The following is a 15486-nucleotide window of genomic DNA, read 5'->3' on the forward strand; positions in this document are numbered from 1 at the left end:
GTTCCCCGTTGTTTTCAGTGTGTTTTCATTAAAGCGTATTTTCATTTGAGTTTCAATAGGCGTGGGTGTGTTTCTCTAATTTTCTGGTTTGGGAAATAAAAGGACCCGCCTCCTTGGGGTTAGGTGGAGGCGGGCGTCGTAAAGCTGGGGAGGGCCCTAGAGGAGGTTGCTCAATTCGCGTGCGGCGGAAGTGAGAATGTTGGCGTATTTCTGGGCCGGGGAAGGTCGGAAACGCTCGGCAGATCCGGAAATCGACAACACTGCGAGGAAGGTTCCGGAACTATCGAAAACCGGCGCTGAGATGGAGGCTAAGCCGGCTTCGCGTTCCTCAATAGATTCAGAATAGCCTTGGTTTCGGGCCGCCTCAATGTCTTCTTGGGTAAACGAGGCGTCTTCGGTATTGATGTCTACATATGCGGCAATGATGCGTGCGGCAGAGCCGGAGCTAAGTGGTAGCTGGCGTCCGACTGGCACGACGTTGTGGAGGCCAGATTCCGGCTCCCTAGTGGCAATGCAGGTGCGGGTATTTCCGGTGACCTCGTAGAGCTGGATGGATTCTCCGGTGCGTTCGCGCAGCTTCTCCATGATTGGCTCGGCTGCCTCGAGGAGGTGATCTCGGTTGCCGGGAAGGGCTGGGCCAGCCTTCCACTTTCCGTCGGGGGTGCGAACGAGGATGCGGTGTGCTTCGAGTGCGGTGGCCAATCGGTGTGCTGTCGCCCGAGGCAGCCCCGTGGTTTCGCATAATTCATTGAGGGTGGAGGGGTGGTTGGCGGCGGCCATCATTATGGCCATTGCTCGATCCAACACCTTAATACCGGAAACTGCGCTATACTCTCCCATACAATGAAATCTACGTCCCAACTTATGAGATTTCAAGTGTGGAGAGATGTTTATGAACCAGAAGCTGACATTGGCAGAAAAAGTGTGGCGAGATCACGTCGTCCAACACGGTGACGCTGGGGCACCAGACCTCATCTTTATTGACTTTCAGCTACTACATGAAGTTACCAGTCCGCAGGCATTTGATGGCTTGCGGCTGGCCGGCCGCACGTTGCGTCACCCTGAGCTGCACTTGGCCACCGAGGACCATAACGTTCCCACGCAAGGCATCAAGTCAGGCAACCTCTTGGAAATCAAAGATGAGGTTTCACGCACCCAGGTATCGACCCTGCGCAAGAATTGCGAAGAATTTGGAGTGCGCTTGCACTCTATGGGGGATGCCCAGCAGGGCATTGTGCACACGGTTGGCCCGCAGCTGGGGATCACCCAGCCGGGTATGACAATCGTGTGTGGCGACTCGCATACCTCCACGCACGGCGCCTTTGGCTCTATCGCCATGGGTATTGGCACCTCTGAGGTAGAACACGTCATGGCTACGCAGACGCTTTCTTTAAAGCCATTCAAAACCATGGCTATTGAGGTGACTGGCGAGCTGCAAGAGGGGGTATCTGCCAAGGACCTCATCTTGGCCATTATCGCGAAAATCGGTACCGGTGGCGGGCAGGGCCACATCATTGAGTATCGCGGTGAGGCCATCCGCAAGATGTCCATGGAAGCGCGCATGACCATCTGCAATATGTCTATTGAGGCAGGAGCCCGCGCTGGCATGGTCGCTCCCGATGAGACGACCTTCGAGTATGTCAAGGGCCGCGAGTTCGCTCCCACAGGAGCAGATTGGGATGCTGCAGTTGAGTATTGGAAGACACTTCCCACGGACGAAGGGGCAGAATTCGATACTGTCGTGGAAATTGATGGCTCCTCGCTGACCCCATTTGTTACGTGGGGAACCAATCCTGGACAGGGCCTTCCGTTAGGGGAGAAGGTCCCAGATCCGCAAGATTGTGGTGATGATAATGAAAAGGCCACTGTGGAAAAGGCTTTGCAGTATATGGACCTGCAGCCGGGCACTCCGCTGCGCGATATCAAAATAGATACCGTCTTCGTCGGTTCCTGTACCAATGCCCGCATCGAAGACCTTCGGGCTGCGGCCGACGTGGTCAAGGGGCGCACCATCGCTGCCAAAACGCGGATGATGGTCGTGCCGTCCTCCGCCGTGGTCAAGGCCCAAGCGGAGGAGGAGGGCCTCGACGAAGTCTTCCGACAGTTCGGCGCGGAGTGGCGTACCGCCGGCTGCTCGATGTGCTTGGGTATGAACCCAGATCAGTTGGCTCCGGGCGAGCGATCCGCCTCCACCTCCAACCGCAACTTCGAGGGGCGACAAGGCCCTGGTGGGCGCACGCACCTTGTCTCCCCGCAGGTGGCTGCCGCGACTGCCGTGACCGGCTACCTGTCTAGCCCTGCAGATCTGGATTAAGCGCTTAGAAAGGCATTGACAATGGAGAAATTTATTACGCATACGGGAACGGGCGTGCCCCTGCGCGCTTCCAACGTGGATACTGACCAGATCATCCCCGCGCGCTACTTGAAGTCGGTCAAGTGTACCGGGTTTTCAGATGGCCTATTTTCTAATTGGCGCTCCAACGACAACTTTGTACTCAACCAGGCGCAATTCAAGGATGGCTCGGTGCTTTTCGCAGGCAGTGATTTTGGCACCGGTTCCTCCCGCGAGCACGCAGTGTGGGCGTTGAGTGAATACGGCTTCCGCGCGGTGTTTTCTTCCCGCTTTGCTGATATTTTCCGCGGCAACGCTGGAAAGTCCGGACTGCTTACTGGATTGATGGAGCAAGAAGATATTGAGCTCATCTGGAAACAACTGGAAGCAGGAGAAACCCAGGTCACCGTGGACCTGGAGGCTCGAACAGTCACAGTGGGTGAAAATACCTACCGCTTCGATATTGATGACTACACCCGTTGGCGGTTGATGGAAGGGCTGGATGATATCGGCATTACGCTCCGCAACGAGGATACAATCGCTACGTACGAATCGCGTCGCCCCAGCTTCAAGCCTGCTGTTCACGCCCAATAGCAGAAGAATCGATGGCGATCGGCGGGCCAGCAGCGCCCCTACAGTCCTGCTACGCGAAGAGGCCGTAGGGGCGCTGTGCGCTCACACGTGAACTTCAGACTTCCGCCTTGGGGTAAAAGGGGGTACAACTCGGTAACGTATAGGTAACAATTGCTTGCTCGAGTTTCCCGCACCAAAGTATGCCCCTAGCTTTAGATTTATGAGCAATCCTTATTCGAATAATGATTCCTTTAATTCAAGAAACAACCGTGCAGAGTATCCCGGAGCTGGCAATGAGTCTGCATCTCGTGGGCACGACGCGAATGGCCAGTCTGGCTACGGACAACAGCACTTTGGTCAACAGCAGTTTGGCCAGGAACAATATGGACAGCAGCAATACGGCCAGCCTGGATACGCCGGAAGCCCGTATCCGGGAGACGCTTCCCTGTTTGGCCGGGATGTAGATGCCATTCAGGTAATCGGCGATAGCTTCCGCTATTTCGGTCGCAATTGGGCGCAGTGGATTTTTGGCCCACTGATCCAGGGCGTAGTGATGTTCATCCTCTATTTAGTGTTGATTGCTGTCCTAGCGGGCAGCGGATCATCCATTGATGCCCTAGCCAACAGTAGCTCGGGGTCTGATGCTGCTCTTACTGGCGGGCTGGTCGCAGTGATGGTTCTTGTCTTTATTGCGATGTTCCTCGTGATGATTTGGGCATATAGCACCTGGTACCAGGCCGCCAATAAGCAGGTGGATACCGGCACGCTGCAGATAACGGACTTCCTCAGCTTTAAGAATATCGCCGGACTCATGGCGGTCTATGCGCTGTCGTTCGTGGTTGTCCTTCTAGGCTTTTTCCTCCTGATTATCCCGGGCCTTTTCGCTGCTTTCTTCTTCACTTGGATGCCGGCCGTCAAGGCTGCACGTCCTGAGCTATCTGTGGGCGAAACCTTTGGTGCATCCATCGAGGTCGCAAAGAAGAACGTTGGAGTGACCATCTTGGTGCTCGTCCTAATTGCCGTCCTGTACGCCGTGCTGAGCTTTACCATCGTCGGCGCTATTTTGTTCCCGGCGCTGAATACACTCATTACGGTCCTCTTTGTCCGCCGCACCCTTGGACTGCGCGGCTAGAAAGCTGCGCAGTCGCACAATAGGAGTGCACAGAAGGCCCTGCCGGTCCACCGAATCAGGTGGCAAGCAGGGCCTTAGTAGTAGCGTGCGGAAGAGCCGAGCAGCTAGCGCACCGGCAGCGGGCTAGCCAGGTAATCGGCACCGGTCAGCTCGCCATTGTTGAAAGACAAGACCCACACAGAAGATTTCTTGAACTTCAGCTTGTCTACCGGCTTTTTAAGGAACTTTGGGGCGAGGTCCTCGATGATGCCGGGAATGGTGGCGCCCTGGCTTACGATGACGGGGACGCCGCCGTCGTTGACCACGCGGCGGAAAGCTTTCTTGGCCGCTTCTGGGTTGTTCTCCCAGGCCTCGTCGCCAAAGTTTTTGTTGATGGAGATGTCCTTGCCCAGTTCGTCGGCAAGCGGGGCAGCTGTCTGCTGGCAGCGCTGGGGCAAGGCCGAGTAAATCGCGGTGGGGTGGAAGGCACTCAGCATCGGCACCAGCATCTCTGCTTGGCGGCGGCCCTTTTTATCCAGTGGCCGCAGGTTGTCATCGCCTTGCCAGCTGCCGCTTTCATGCGCGCGTGCGTGGCGCACATAAAGCACGCGGGTAGCGGGCGCGATGCGTAGGCGCTTAGCCGCCTTGGCCACTACCGCGGTATCAACGTCGTAGGACAGGAGGTCTTGCGCCTCGTCGATGGGCAGCCAGCGCAGCTCATCGGTTTCACTATTGGCGGAATAGGTTCCGCCCAGGTATTTGGCCACCCAGTAGTAGACCACCTTAGTGCGGCCCTGGACTGGGTACGTTACTTTGCCGATGAGCTTGCCTAGACGCACGCTAAAGCCGGTCTCCTCTAGGATTTCCCGGGCCGCGGTAGTGGGCAGGGATTCGCCGGGATCGACCTTGCCCTTGGGCAGGGACCAATCATCGTAATGGGGGCGGTGGATGAGCGCGATTTCTGGGTCTTGCGGGGACCCACGCCAGATTACGGCGCCGGCGGCAAGGGTAGTGCGGTGGAATTCCTTGGCGGGGTCCAGCGGGATTTCCTGGTGGCGGCCGGAAATAAACTCCTCGTGCTGCTGATCCTTGTCGGTTTCGTGCATCTTTTTAATATTGGGCATCGTCTGCCTCCACGGGGCCTTTCCACAGAAATTGGGGGTTTGAAAACAACGTCTAAACGCCCATTGTCCCACGGGTAAGGCGCGTTGTGCATCCTCGCCCCACGGGGGACGGGCATGCTTTAAGGTTGGGTTATAGATTTGCACGTTTGGAGGAGACACCATGGTTAATGTTGCCGTGATGGGTGCTGGTTCTTGGGGCACTACCTTGGCCAAGGTCTTTGCGGACGCCGGAAATGACGTTCGCCTGTGGGCACGCCGCGCGGAATTGGCGCAGGCGATCAACGAGACCCACACCAATCCGGACTATTTGCCGGATACCCGGCTGCCGGCCGCAGTGAGGGCCACCCACAATGATACGGAAGCGCTGGCGCTTGCCGACGTCGTCGTGTTCGGCGTTCCCTCCCAAACCTTGCGCGCCAACGTGGAAAAGTGGGCGCCGCACTTGCCGGAAGACGCCACCTTGGTCTCCATTTCTAAGGGTGTAGAGACCGCCACGCTCAAGCGCATGAGCGAGGTCATTATGGATGCGGCCGGCGTGCCAGCAGACCGTGTGGCGGTACTGTCTGGCCCGAACTTGGCCAAGGAGATTGCTGCCGGCCAAGTGGCCGCCACGGTGATTGCCTGCTCCGATGAAGGCCGCGCTCAGCGCGTGCAAGCAGCGGTCGCCGCGCCGTACCTGCGGCCCTACACCAATACCGATGTTATCGGCGCGGAAATCGGCGGTGCCTGCAAAAACGTCATCGCCTTAGCCTGTGGTATCGCCTCCGGCAAGGGGCTGGGCAATAACACCATGGCCACCATCATCACCCGCGGTCTGGCGGAAATTACTCGCCTGGGAGTGGAGCTGGGGGCGGATCCATTTACTTTCTCCGGCCTCGCAGGCATGGGCGACTTGGTGGCAACGTGCACCTCGACATTGTCGCGCAACCGCACCTTTGGCTATCGCCTGGGCCAAGGCGGCACGATTGAAGAGGCCAAAGCCGCGACCAATGGCCAGGTCGCGGAGGGCGTCTACTCCTGTGACTCCATCTATCGCCTCGCCCAGCAGGCCGGGGTAGAGATGCCTATCACGCACGCGGTTTATGGCGTGTGCTACGAGGGCATGGCGGTGGAAGATATGATCATCGCTTTGATGGGTCGGTCCAAGAAGTCGGAGTAGGTCGAGGGTAAAATCTGCGGGCATGACTGAAAAGACCCGCGTGGCCGTTATCTATGGCGGCCGTAGCACCGAGCACTCCGTATCCTGCGTATCCGCAGGCGCGATCATGAACCACCTCGACCCAGAGAAATTCGAGGTCGTGCCCATCGGCATTACCCGTGAGGGCACGTGGACGCCTGGCACCACGGAGGGCTTAGAAATTGTCGATGGCGTTATGCCGGAGGTCAGCCCAGGTGCGGAGCTGACCCTTTCTCTTGATCCCAATGCCAGGGGTCAATTCCACAACGTCACCGACGGCACGCTCTTCGCAGAGGTCGACGTGGTATTTCCCATTCTGCACGGCCCCTTTGGTGAGGACGGCACTGTCCAAGGCCTCTTTGAGCTTTCCGGCTTGCCCTATGTAGGCCCAGGGGTATTGGCTTCCTCGGTGGGAATGGATAAGGAATTTACCAAGAAGGTGCTGGCAGCCGCAGACCTACCAGTAGCGCCCGAGGTCATCCTCAAAGGCCGCACCGAGCTAAGCGAGGACGAAAAGCAACGATTAGGCCTGCCCGTCTTTGTAAAACCCGCACGCGGTGGATCCTCCATTGGCGTTTCCAAGGTCTCTACTTGGGAGGAGTTCCCCGCAGCCGTCGACCTGGCGTTAGAAGATGACGAAAAGATCCTGGTGGAGCCTGAAATCGTTGGCCAAGAGGTAGAAATCGGTGTACTCCACTATGCCGATGGCACCTTGCTGGCCTCCGTCCCAGCGCTGCTCGCCGGTATCGATGATTCCGACGAGGGCTTTTATGGCTTCGACACCAAGTACCTCGATAATGTGGTCACCGCCGAAATCCCTGCGCCTTTCGCACCTGAGCTGACCGAGAAACTACGCGGAATGGCAATCCGCGCCTTCGAGGCCCTCAACTGTGAGGGCCTGTCCCGAGTCGACTTCTTCGTCACCGAGGACTCCGTGTACATCAACGAGATCAATACCCTGCCGGGCTTTACCCCGATCTCCATGTACCCGCAGGTGCTCGCGGCTTCCGGGGTGGAATACCCGGCGCTACTTGAGGCGCTTATTGAGCAGGCCCTAGCCAAGTAGGCCTAAGCGCTGCCTACTTTTCGGTCGTGTGCTCTGCGAGCACGTCGCCGATTTCCACCAGTGCCGCCTGCGCGGCATCTTGTGGGGCGTGTAGCGCAAGGTAGTCCTCGCGGCCGAGGGCAAACCACGTGCCTGCGGTCGTGCCATGAGCCAAGGTAGTGTCCTCGAACCACGGAATATCGTTAACCTGCTGGAGCTTGACTCCGGCGCGATAGTTCTCCGGCTTGGCTACGCCGCATCGCGCAACGATGTCTTCGCGGCCATTGGCGCTCCACACATAGGTATTCTTTTCCTCTACCTTGCGGCGGTTGTATCCTTCAGCCACCGAATCGGGCAGGGCCTTGTCCACCTCGGCGCACATCTGGTCATTGCCCGCCTTGAGCGCCTTGAGTGGCGCCTCGTGCGCGGTGGCTGGCTTTTCTTCGAGGGAAGAGAGGGCGTCGTTAAGCTCGCCCGGCTCTGCATCAGTGGAGGCAGTGACCGCGACAATGGGGAAGCGCTGTGCCGCATACCAGGTGGTGAGGTTGGAGCCAGGGGTGGCATCACGCACCTGGAACCACTGTTCGCCCTCTACGTCCTGGGTCTGGGAATACTCGGTGTACTGGAAAGGCATATCCACGCCACAGCGCACGGTGACCTTATCGTCTGAGGTAGCGGCCCAAGCCGCGACACCAGAAGGCACGGGATCGGCAATGTCTGCCCGCGGTTTATCCATCACCTTGTCCGGCAGGGCGTCGATAAAGCTGCGGCAGGCTTGCGAGTCTGCCTCCTTAGACTCCACGGGGGAGACCGCCACGGGTGCTTTGGCGACGTTATTGAATACGTATTTTGCGCCGAAAAGGACCGCAAGAACCATCACTATGGACAACCCAAGTGAAATGAAGATCGCGGTGCGGTTAAATTGGGATGTCATAAGGGCTCATAGTATCGAAAGGAAGCTGGTGAACTTAACTCAGACTCTCGCAGATGTGGGAGAACGCGCCGCCATCCGGGAAATTACCTCCGTGGCCTCCAGTGGGCTCAATGGAGACGATGCCGCGGTTCTGCCCAGTGCGCCGCCGAATTCCCGCACCGTGACGGCCACTGATTTGATGGTGGAGGGACGTCATTTCCTGCGCGAGTGGTCTACCCCGCGCGAGATTGGCAAGAAGGCCATCTTGCGCAATTTTGCCGATGTGGAAGCTATGGGTGCTCGCCCGGTGGCCGCCCTCCTTGCTATCGCCGCGCCAGGTGATACCCCGGTGCCCTTCGTGCGCGGCATTGCCGAGGGAATTGCGGAGCATAGCTCTTTCTATAACGCCGAGTTGGTAGGCGGTGACCTTACGAAGTCCGATCTTTTGGTCATTAATATCACGGCCGTAGGCTTCCTGGGCGGCAGCCTTCCCGCCTTGACCTTGGACGGGGCGCGGGCAGGTCAGCAGGTGGTAGCGCACGGCAAGATCGGCCACTCGGCCGCCGGCTTGGCCTTGTTGGAGCGCTTCGGCCGGAACCTGCCTGCAGGGCATGAGCACCTGCAGCCGCTTATCGACGCCCACTGTGCCCCCTGGCTCAACCCCGGCCGCGGCGTCATTGCCCGTGCCGCGGGGGTCACCGCGATGACCGATAACTCAGACGGGCTAATTCAAGACTGCACTACGATGGCCGAGCACTCCTGTGTGCACATGGACTTGGATCCGCAGGCCTTGAAACCGGAAGAATTGCTGTGCCAAGCCGCGGATTTACTCGACTGCGATCCGTGGGAATGGGTACTCAGCGGCGGCGAAGACCACACCCTCATCGGCACGACGGCAAAAGAAGCACCCTCGGGATTCCGAAAGATTGGAACCGTAACCCGCGGCTGCGGGGTTACGCTAGGAGGCACCACACCGAGCTATCAGAAAGGCTGGCTGAGCTTTTAACCATGCACCCCACCTACCACCCTTCCTGGGAACCGGTGCTGGCGCCGGTAGTAGAAGAGCAATGGCCACAGATCTCTCACGCTCTTGAGGGCCAAGACTATCTGCCCCCGGCTGAGGACGTCTGCCGCGCGTTGCGCATGCCGCTGGATAAGGTCCGCGTGCTCATCGTGGGCCAAGACCCTTATCCCACCCCAGGACACGCCATGGGCATGGCCTTCTCGACTCGCCCAGGCGTGAAACCGCCGCGTTCCTTGGTCAATATTTACCGCGAGCTGCACGATGATCTGGGTATCAACGGCCGGGAGGATGGTGACCTGAGCGCCTGGGCGGACCAGGGAGTGTTGTTGCTCAACAGAGTGCTTACGGTAGCCCCAGGCCAGGCTGGATCGCACCGCCGCATCGGTTGGGAAGAAATTACCGAGGCTGCCATTCGCGCGCTCAACCGCAGCCCCATGGTCGCGATTCTCTGGGGCCGGGATGCGCAAGCGTGTGAGCGCTTTCTTCCAGACGTCCCTTGTATCAAGTCCCCACATCCCTCGCCGCTATCTGCCAGCCGCGGTTTCTTTGGTTCTCAGCCCTTTTCCCGGGCAAACGCCCTTTTGCGGGACCAAGGCGCACAGGAAATAGACTGGCGCTTGTAAACTATTGCGCATGTCCTACCCCAGCACGCTGGATTCCCACGGAATGCGCAATTGGGCCACCCGCGCCGTGGGGGAATTAGCCCATCGTCGCGATGAGATCAACGCGCTCAATGTCTTTCCTGTACCGGATTCCGATACGGGCTCGAATATGGCGCACACCATGGAGGCGGCGGTTGCAGAGCTGGACAATGGCGGCGATGTCGCCGACTCCCTTGCGCTGGGGGCGGTGCGTGGTGCCCGCGGAAACTCGGGAATGGTGCTGTCCCAGGTTCTGCGCGGCGTTGCCGAGTCAACTGTGGACTCAGTTATCGACGGCGACGTTTTTGCCCGCTCCCTGCAGCAGGCCGTGGAGCTGGTGGACCGAGCCATTGCCCAGCCGGTGGAAGGCACAGTTATTACGGTTCTGAAGGCAGCCGCCGAGGCCGCCGACGACGCTGAAGCGCAGTCAGGCGCAACCTTGCACAGTATTGTGAGCGCCGCAATCGCTGCCGCGGAAACGGCCCTCGAGCGCACTCCTTCGCAATTGCCAGCCCTGCGCGAGGCAGGCGTGGTGGATGCTGGCGGCGCCGGCCTCGTTATCCTTTTAGAGTCTCTTCTCGCAGAAATTGAAGGCTCGACTGGGCACACAGACCTGCCCGAACCGGAGCCGGATACTGAACTGGAAGTGGTCTTTTTCTTCGAGGGAGATATAAACACGCTGCAGGCAGCAATTGAACCGTTGGGAGACAGCCTCGTCATCGCTCGGGCCACCGAGGACAGCGCTAATGTACATATCCACTCCCGCCAGGCAGCCAAGGTCATTGAAACCGCCTTTGGTACCGGAGAGGTAACCAACCTGCACCTGGAGGTGTTGCCTCCTTACGCCGAAGCTGTTTCCGAAGAGCCGATTGCTCGCCGAGTGTTTGCTGCCGCACCGGCCGGGCCTATCAGCGATCTTCTGGCATCTGCGGGGGTTAGCGTAGTGTCTCCGGATGATCCTATTGCCGCTAAGGACGAGGACATCGTTCTTGCCACCGACGTGTGTTCACAGACCGCTGCTGGGCGAGTAGTGCTCGCGCAATCGCTGGCTGCAGCCTTAGCCGCGATCTCTGTTTATGAACCGGATAACCCAGATACTGGTGCCGTCGTTGCTGCCATGCGTGATGCTGCCAAGTCCATGCGAGTGGCTTACCCGAGCCAGGAAACCCCGCAGTCAATCATTGCCACTTGCCGCGATCTCTTGGCAGAAGGCGGTGAACAGGTCACAGTCCTAAGCGCCCTAGACCTAGACCAGGAGGAGCTAGCTCAACAGCTCCGCGTAGATGTTATGGCACTGAAAGTACCGGAAATCGCAACCGAAATCGGAGTGGAATAGCAATGCTCGGCTGGCAGGACAACCGCCCTTTGACAGAGGTGCTTGCGGCGAAAGACGCCGCGAAGATTACCAAAGCACTGGGGTATGAGACCTGCGGCGAGCTCTTAGCTCACTATCCGCGAGACTATATCCGCCACAACAAGGACGTCGGTCTAGGAGACGCTGCCGAGGGCGATATCGTCACGGTTACCGGAACTATTACCGGATTCACCCGCCATGACTCGGGCAAGACCACCATCATCAATGTGCAGCTCGATGGCAGCATCATTGCGACGTTTTTCAATGCCAATTACGTGATGCGGATGTTGCACCGCGGACAGCGCGTCATGATGAGCGGCAAGCTCAAATTCTTCCGGAACCAACCCCAATTACAGCAGCCAGACTTCGTAGAGATCGATGCTTTCGGCCGCCCCGATGGCGAACTGGATGACTACCGGCAGCCAGCGGCTGGGTCTGGCAAGAAGCACCGCCCAAAGGCCACCGGCTCGCTGCGGAACCTGTCGCAGTTTGGCAGGCTCGACCAGCTCCTCTTGGAACGTGAATGGATACCGGTGTACCCAGCCACGTCCAAGGTGACCTCGTGGTACATCATGGGCGCCATCCACTACGTCCTATCTAAGACCCCGCCGATTGCGGAACCGCTGGATTATCGGATGATTATCAGCCTCGATAAGGCAGTGCGGGAAATCCATGAGCCAGGGGAAGCAGGCCCCTACCGTGCGATTCAGCGGCTGAAGTACAACGAGGCTCTGTCTATTGGTCTGGTGATGGCATTGCGCCAGCGGGATGCCGAAGCCCGGACCGCTTCTACCATGCCTGCTACCTTAGGCGGCTATCGCGAGGAACTGCTGAGTCATCTGCCCTTTGACCTGACCGAAGGGCAGCGTCGCGTCATTAGCGAGATCGAAGACGATCTGGCTCGTCCGCTGCCCATGATGCGCTTGTTGCAAGGCGAGGTTGGCTCGGGCAAAACCATGGTGGCTACCTGCGCTATGTTGCAGGCTGTCGACGCAGGAACGCAGGCCGCACTGTTGGCGCCTACGGAAGTACTCGCCTCGCAACACGCTGCCTCCATCGGGACCTCGGTTCCCGAAGGGGTCAAGGTGGTACTCCTGACCGGCTCCATGCGTACGGCGGACAAGCGGCAGGCTTTATTGGATATTGTCTCCGGTGACGCGGACATCATCATTGGAACCCATGCGATTATTCAGGACACCGTGGAGTTCTTTAACCTGGGATTGGTCGTCGTAGATGAGCAACACCGGTTCGGTGTAGAGCAGCGCGATAGCCTGCGGTTAAAGGCACGTGAAGGCCTCAGCCCCCACGTACTGGTGATGACAGCAACACCGATTCCGCGCACCATTGCGATGACCGTCTTTGGCGACCTCGCCGTATCAACGCTGACCGAGCTGCCCGGTGGTCGCAAACCTATTCAGTCAGCGGTGGTGGCCGAGTGGCGGCCGACCTGGGTGCTGCGCGCCCTTGAGCGGATACGCGAGGAGGTGGCCCACGGCCATCAGGCCTATATCGTTTGCCCGCGCATTGAAGGCAAAGGCGGAGTGCTAGAGCTTGCACAGCAGCTGGAAAACGGACCGTTTAAGGGACTGCGCGTAGCCATCTTGCACGGAAAGATGCCCAATAAAGATGAGGTAATGACGTCATTTGCTAGGGGAGAGATCGATATCTTGGTCTCTACGACGGTCATCGAGGTAGGTGTGGATGTTCCCAATGCCACGGTGATGCTCATTCGCGAGTCTGAGCATTTCGGCGTTTCCCAGTTGCACCAGTTGCGCGGGCGCGTGGGACGAGGCGGTAATGCCTCCATTTGTCTTCTGCACACAACGGCAGCCGATAACACTCCATCCTTCCGTCGTATCACTCAGATCGCCCAAACTTCCTCGGGTTTTGAACTGGCCGAGCTTGATTTGCGCCAGCGCCAAGAGGGCGACATCTTGGGCACCATGCAGTCCGGAACGCATCGCACACTGCGGCTACTGAACTTGGCGGATGACCAAGACATTGTGGAGCGCACCCATACGGATGCGCGCGCCATGGTGTTGCGCAATCCCGAGTTGGCTGAGGAACTCACGCGCAATTTGAGCGAAAGCGAACAGGAATACTTGGAGAAGAACTAAGACGGGTTAACCTAGAAGCATGAAAATTTACGCCCCCTTCGCGGGCATCGTCCGCTGCCATGTGAATGTGGGAGACACTGTTGATACCGGAGTACCGCTTGCGACCGTTGAAGCCACGAAGCTTGAGGCTCCCGTAGAAAGCCCGGGACCAGGAAAGGTCTACCGTATCGTGGTCTCTGATTTTAGTGACGTGCTGGGCGGAGACCTTTTGATGGAGATTGGAGAAGCATAAATGACGCGCATTATTGCCGGCGAAGCCCGCGGCCGCACCATTAAAGTGCCTGCAGAAGGAACCCGGCCTACTGCAGACCGCGCCCGCGAAGGGCTGTTTTCATCCCTCACTGCACGGTGGGGCTTTGCTGGATCTTTGGTGCTCGATCTTTTTGCTGGCTCTGGTGCCCTAGGTCTTGAGGCAGCGAGCCGTGGGGCAGATGAAGCAGTACTGGTGGAATCTTCGGCCGATGCGGTAAAGATCATCCGGCACAACATGGGCGTCGTCAAGCATCCCGGCGTGCGTGTGCAAGAGATGAAGGTAAGCACTTACCTGGCTAGTGCCCCGCGCAAACACTTTGACCTGGTGCTGGCGGACCCGCCCTATGCTTTTGATGAAGTGGATGAACTCATTGCTGCCATCGAACCAGTGCTTACCGATCGCGCAATGGTAGTAATTGAGCGCCATGTTGATTCCGCGGATACTGAGTGGCCTGCTGGTTTTGAGCCCACCGGCCAGAAGCTTAAGAAGCGCACCTTTGGCATCGCACGCATGGATATGGCCGTTTATACCCGCCCCGGCAGCGAGGACACCGAAGACTAAACCACTGAAAAGAAAGCGAAAGTAGCATGACTAAGGCCGTCTGCCCTGGATCCTTTGACCCCGTCACCTTAGGCCACGTCGATATCATCAACCGCGCTAACCAGATGTTTGATGAGGTCACCGTGTTAGTAACCGGTAACCCAGACAAGCCCTCCGGCCTCTTTAGCGTGGAGGAGCGCATGGAACTTATCCGTCAGAGCGTGGATTCTTCCATCAAGGTCGACTATTGCTCCGGGCTTTTGGTGGATTACACCACGGAGCATGGGGCGGACGTTTTGGTGAAGGGACTGCGAAGCTCTCTCGACTATGAATATGAGCTGCCCATGGCGCAAATGAACCGGCGCCTTTCCGGTATCGATACCGTCTTCCTACTCACGGACGAGAAGTACGGATATATCAGTTCCTCGCTGTGTAAGCAGGTAGCAAAGTTTGGCGGCGACGTAACGGGTATGTTCCCCGAATCCGTAGGTCGTGCGGTAAAGGAGAAATACCGTCAGTGAGCCTCGCACTGGTTATTTTCCTCGTCGTTGTCGTTGGTTCGACACTGCAACGGGTATCCGGAATGGGGCTCGGTCTCATCGGCGGTCCCATCCTCATGCTGATTATGGGGCCGGTCGAAGGCATACTAGTCATCAACGTTCTGGCTTGTGTTAACGCGATGTTGACCACCTATTCCGTGCGCGAGAATGTGAGCTGGAAGAAGTTCGGGCTAATAGCCCCAGTCATGGTGATTGGCTCCTTGGCCGCGGCGCTGCTCATTAGGCGTATGGACACGGCAGGGCTCATGATTGTGGTGGGTGCTGCGCTTCTGGCCGCACTGGCGGTGGTCACTTTTGGAAAGAAGTTTGTCCCGCCGATGGAGGGCAAAGGCCCTGCCATCTCCGCCGGTATTCTCGGCGGCTTTACCAATACCTTGGCGGGCGTTGCGGGCCCGGTTATTACCGTCTATGCGCAGGCGGCAAAGTGGCCCCAACATGTTTACGCCGCCACGCTGCAGCCGATTTTTGTCGTAGGCGGATTCTTTTCCGTGATGACCAAGACTCTCACAGGTGCGGCACACTTTGATGGCCTGCCTTGGATGATGTGGCCCGCGGGAGTATTAGGCATGTGTGTAGGAATTTGGGCCGGAACCCGGATTGCCCAGCGTGTTCCACGAGAAAAAGCCCGCGTGCTTTCGCTGAGCGTCGCCGGCTTGGGTGCGGCCAGCGCATTGATTCGGGGTCTTTTAACACTGGTGTAGAGGAATGAGTCATGACATAGC

At 58.3% G+C, this 15486-nt stretch carries 16 protein-coding genes; 13 read left to right on the forward strand and 3 right to left on the reverse strand.

The window, feature by feature from the left end; all coding sequences use genetic code 11:
• Positions 1-156: 156 nt before the first annotated feature.
• Positions 157-840 carry an IclR family transcriptional regulator gene (locus RAE04_RS04490; RefSeq protein WP_284810472.1) on the reverse strand — a complete coding sequence of 228 codons (684 nt, stop codon included), beginning with the start codon at positions 838-840 and terminating at the stop codon, positions 157-159.
• Positions 841-892: 52 nt separating this feature from the next.
• On the opposite strand from RAE04_RS04490, the gene leuC reads away from it, so the two are divergent.
• From leuC to RAE04_RS04505, 3 genes are all read left to right on the forward strand, one after another.
• Positions 893-2314 carry a 3-isopropylmalate dehydratase large subunit gene (gene leuC / locus RAE04_RS04495; RefSeq protein WP_317026571.1) on the forward strand — a complete coding sequence of 474 codons (1422 nt, stop codon included), beginning with the start codon at positions 893-895 and terminating at the stop codon, positions 2312-2314.
• Positions 2315-2335: 21 nt separating this feature from the next.
• Entirely contained in the window at positions 2336-2926 is a 591-nt protein-coding gene (leuD, locus tag RAE04_RS04500) for a 3-isopropylmalate dehydratase small subunit (protein ID WP_317026572.1), read from the forward strand.
• Positions 2927-3125: 199 nt separating this feature from the next.
• On the forward strand, positions 3126-4037 hold the full coding sequence (locus RAE04_RS04505) for a hypothetical protein (protein WP_317026573.1): 912 nt from the start codon (positions 3126-3128) through the stop codon (positions 4035-4037).
• A 104-nt stretch (positions 4038-4141) separates the two neighbouring features.
• Here RAE04_RS04505 and RAE04_RS04510 read toward each other — a convergent pair whose 3' ends face one another.
• A complete protein-coding gene (locus tag RAE04_RS04510; RefSeq protein WP_317026574.1) occupies positions 4142-5140 on the reverse strand; it encodes a bifunctional NUDIX hydrolase/histidine phosphatase family protein in 999 nt (332 codons plus the stop codon).
• Between the two features lie 160 nt (positions 5141-5300).
• On the opposite strand from RAE04_RS04510, the gene RAE04_RS04515 reads away from it, so the two are divergent.
• Positions 5301-6299 carry an NAD(P)H-dependent glycerol-3-phosphate dehydrogenase gene (locus tag RAE04_RS04515; protein ID WP_317026575.1) on the forward strand — a complete coding sequence of 333 codons (999 nt, stop codon included), beginning with the start codon at positions 5301-5303 and terminating at the stop codon, positions 6297-6299.
• 22 nt (positions 6300-6321) lie between these two features.
• A complete protein-coding gene (locus tag RAE04_RS04520; RefSeq protein ID WP_239272978.1) occupies positions 6322-7383 on the forward strand; it encodes a D-alanine--D-alanine ligase family protein in 1062 nt (353 codons plus the stop codon).
• 13 nt (positions 7384-7396) lie between these two features.
• On the opposite strand, the gene RAE04_RS04525 is transcribed toward RAE04_RS04520, so the two are convergent.
• Positions 7397-8296, reverse strand: a complete 900-nt coding sequence (locus RAE04_RS04525) for a DUF3515 domain-containing protein (protein ID WP_317026576.1) — start codon at positions 8294-8296, stop codon at positions 7397-7399.
• Here RAE04_RS04525 and RAE04_RS04530 point away from each other — a divergent pair.
• From RAE04_RS04530 to RAE04_RS04565, 8 genes are read left to right on the forward strand one after another with little or no spacing between them, the layout of a single operon-like run.
• Positions 8244-9281 carry a thiamine-phosphate kinase gene (locus RAE04_RS04530; protein ID WP_317026577.1) on the forward strand — a complete coding sequence of 346 codons (1038 nt, stop codon included), beginning with the start codon at positions 8244-8246 and terminating at the stop codon, positions 9279-9281. The two genes, RAE04_RS04525 and RAE04_RS04530, sit on opposite strands and share 53 nt — an antisense overlap.
• Before the next feature lie 2 nt (positions 9282-9283).
• Positions 9284-9922 (forward strand): uracil-DNA glycosylase, encoded by a 639-nt coding sequence (locus RAE04_RS04535; RefSeq protein WP_239272982.1) that lies wholly within the window; start codon positions 9284-9286, stop codon positions 9920-9922.
• 10 nt (positions 9923-9932) lie between these two features.
• A complete protein-coding gene (locus tag RAE04_RS04540; RefSeq protein ID WP_317026578.1) occupies positions 9933-11276 on the forward strand; it encodes a DAK2 domain-containing protein in 1344 nt (447 codons plus the stop codon).
• A gap of 2 nt (positions 11277-11278) precedes the next feature.
• Complete coding sequence (locus tag RAE04_RS04545) at positions 11279-13411, forward strand: ATP-dependent DNA helicase RecG (RefSeq protein WP_317026579.1); 2133 nt, start codon at positions 11279-11281, stop codon at positions 13409-13411.
• Positions 13412-13430: 19 nt separating this feature from the next.
• Positions 13431-13643 (forward strand): biotin/lipoyl-containing protein, encoded by a 213-nt coding sequence (locus tag RAE04_RS04550; RefSeq protein ID WP_049377113.1) that lies wholly within the window; start codon positions 13431-13433, stop codon positions 13641-13643.
• Positions 13644-14225, forward strand: coding sequence for a 16S rRNA (guanine(966)-N(2))-methyltransferase RsmD (gene rsmD, locus RAE04_RS04555; protein WP_317026580.1), 582 nt, complete (start codon positions 13644-13646; stop codon positions 14223-14225).
• A 26-nt stretch (positions 14226-14251) separates the two neighbouring features.
• The gene (gene coaD / locus RAE04_RS04560) at positions 14252-14725 is read left to right on the forward strand and encodes a pantetheine-phosphate adenylyltransferase (protein ID WP_005323291.1); all 474 of its coding nucleotides are present in this window, start codon (positions 14252-14254) and stop codon (positions 14723-14725) included.
• Positions 14722-15465: a sulfite exporter TauE/SafE family protein gene (locus tag RAE04_RS04565; protein WP_316127416.1), complete on the forward strand. Its 744-nt coding sequence runs from the start codon at positions 14722-14724 to the stop codon at positions 15463-15465. The genes coaD and RAE04_RS04565 overlap by 4 nt, the downstream gene beginning before the upstream one ends.
• The last annotated feature ends 21 nt before the right edge of the window (positions 15466-15486 follow it).

It is taken from the genome of Corynebacterium sp. CTNIH16 (assembly GCF_032821655.1).
In the GTDB taxonomy this organism is placed as follows: domain Bacteria; phylum Actinomycetota; class Actinomycetes; order Mycobacteriales; family Mycobacteriaceae; genus Corynebacterium; species Corynebacterium marquesiae.

Coding starts and splice junctions, on each gene's coding strand:
- RAE04_RS04505 (WP_317026573.1), top strand. CDS start 3,126: ATGAGCAATCCTTATTCGAATAATGATTCCTTTAATTCAAGAAACAAC.
- leuD (WP_317026572.1), top strand. CDS start 2,336: ATGGAGAAATTTATTACGCATACGGGAACGGGCGTGCCCCTGCGCGCT.
- leuC (WP_317026571.1), top strand. CDS start 893: ATGAACCAGAAGCTGACATTGGCAGAAAAAGTGTGGCGAGATCACGTC.
- rsmD (WP_317026580.1), top strand. CDS start 13,644: ATGACGCGCATTATTGCCGGCGAAGCCCGCGGCCGCACCATTAAAGTG.
- RAE04_RS04525 (WP_317026576.1), bottom strand. CDS start 8,296: ATGACATCCCAATTTAACCGCACCGCGATCTTCATTTCACTTGGGTTG.
- RAE04_RS04515 (WP_317026575.1), top strand. CDS start 5,301: ATGGTTAATGTTGCCGTGATGGGTGCTGGTTCTTGGGGCACTACCTTG.
- RAE04_RS04535 (WP_239272982.1), top strand. CDS start 9,284: ATGCACCCCACCTACCACCCTTCCTGGGAACCGGTGCTGGCGCCGGTA.
- RAE04_RS04510 (WP_317026574.1), bottom strand. CDS start 5,140: ATGCCCAATATTAAAAAGATGCACGAAACCGACAAGGATCAGCAGCAC.
- RAE04_RS04520 (WP_239272978.1), top strand. CDS start 6,322: ATGACTGAAAAGACCCGCGTGGCCGTTATCTATGGCGGCCGTAGCACC.
- coaD (WP_005323291.1), top strand. CDS start 14,252: ATGACTAAGGCCGTCTGCCCTGGATCCTTTGACCCCGTCACCTTAGGC.
- RAE04_RS04490 (WP_284810472.1), bottom strand. CDS start 840: ATGGGAGAGTATAGCGCAGTTTCCGGTATTAAGGTGTTGGATCGAGCA.
- RAE04_RS04545 (WP_317026579.1), top strand. CDS start 11,279: ATGCTCGGCTGGCAGGACAACCGCCCTTTGACAGAGGTGCTTGCGGCG.
- RAE04_RS04540 (WP_317026578.1), top strand. CDS start 9,933: ATGTCCTACCCCAGCACGCTGGATTCCCACGGAATGCGCAATTGGGCC.
- RAE04_RS04550 (WP_049377113.1), top strand. CDS start 13,431: ATGAAAATTTACGCCCCCTTCGCGGGCATCGTCCGCTGCCATGTGAAT.
- RAE04_RS04530 (WP_317026577.1), top strand. CDS start 8,244: ATGGACAACCCAAGTGAAATGAAGATCGCGGTGCGGTTAAATTGGGAT.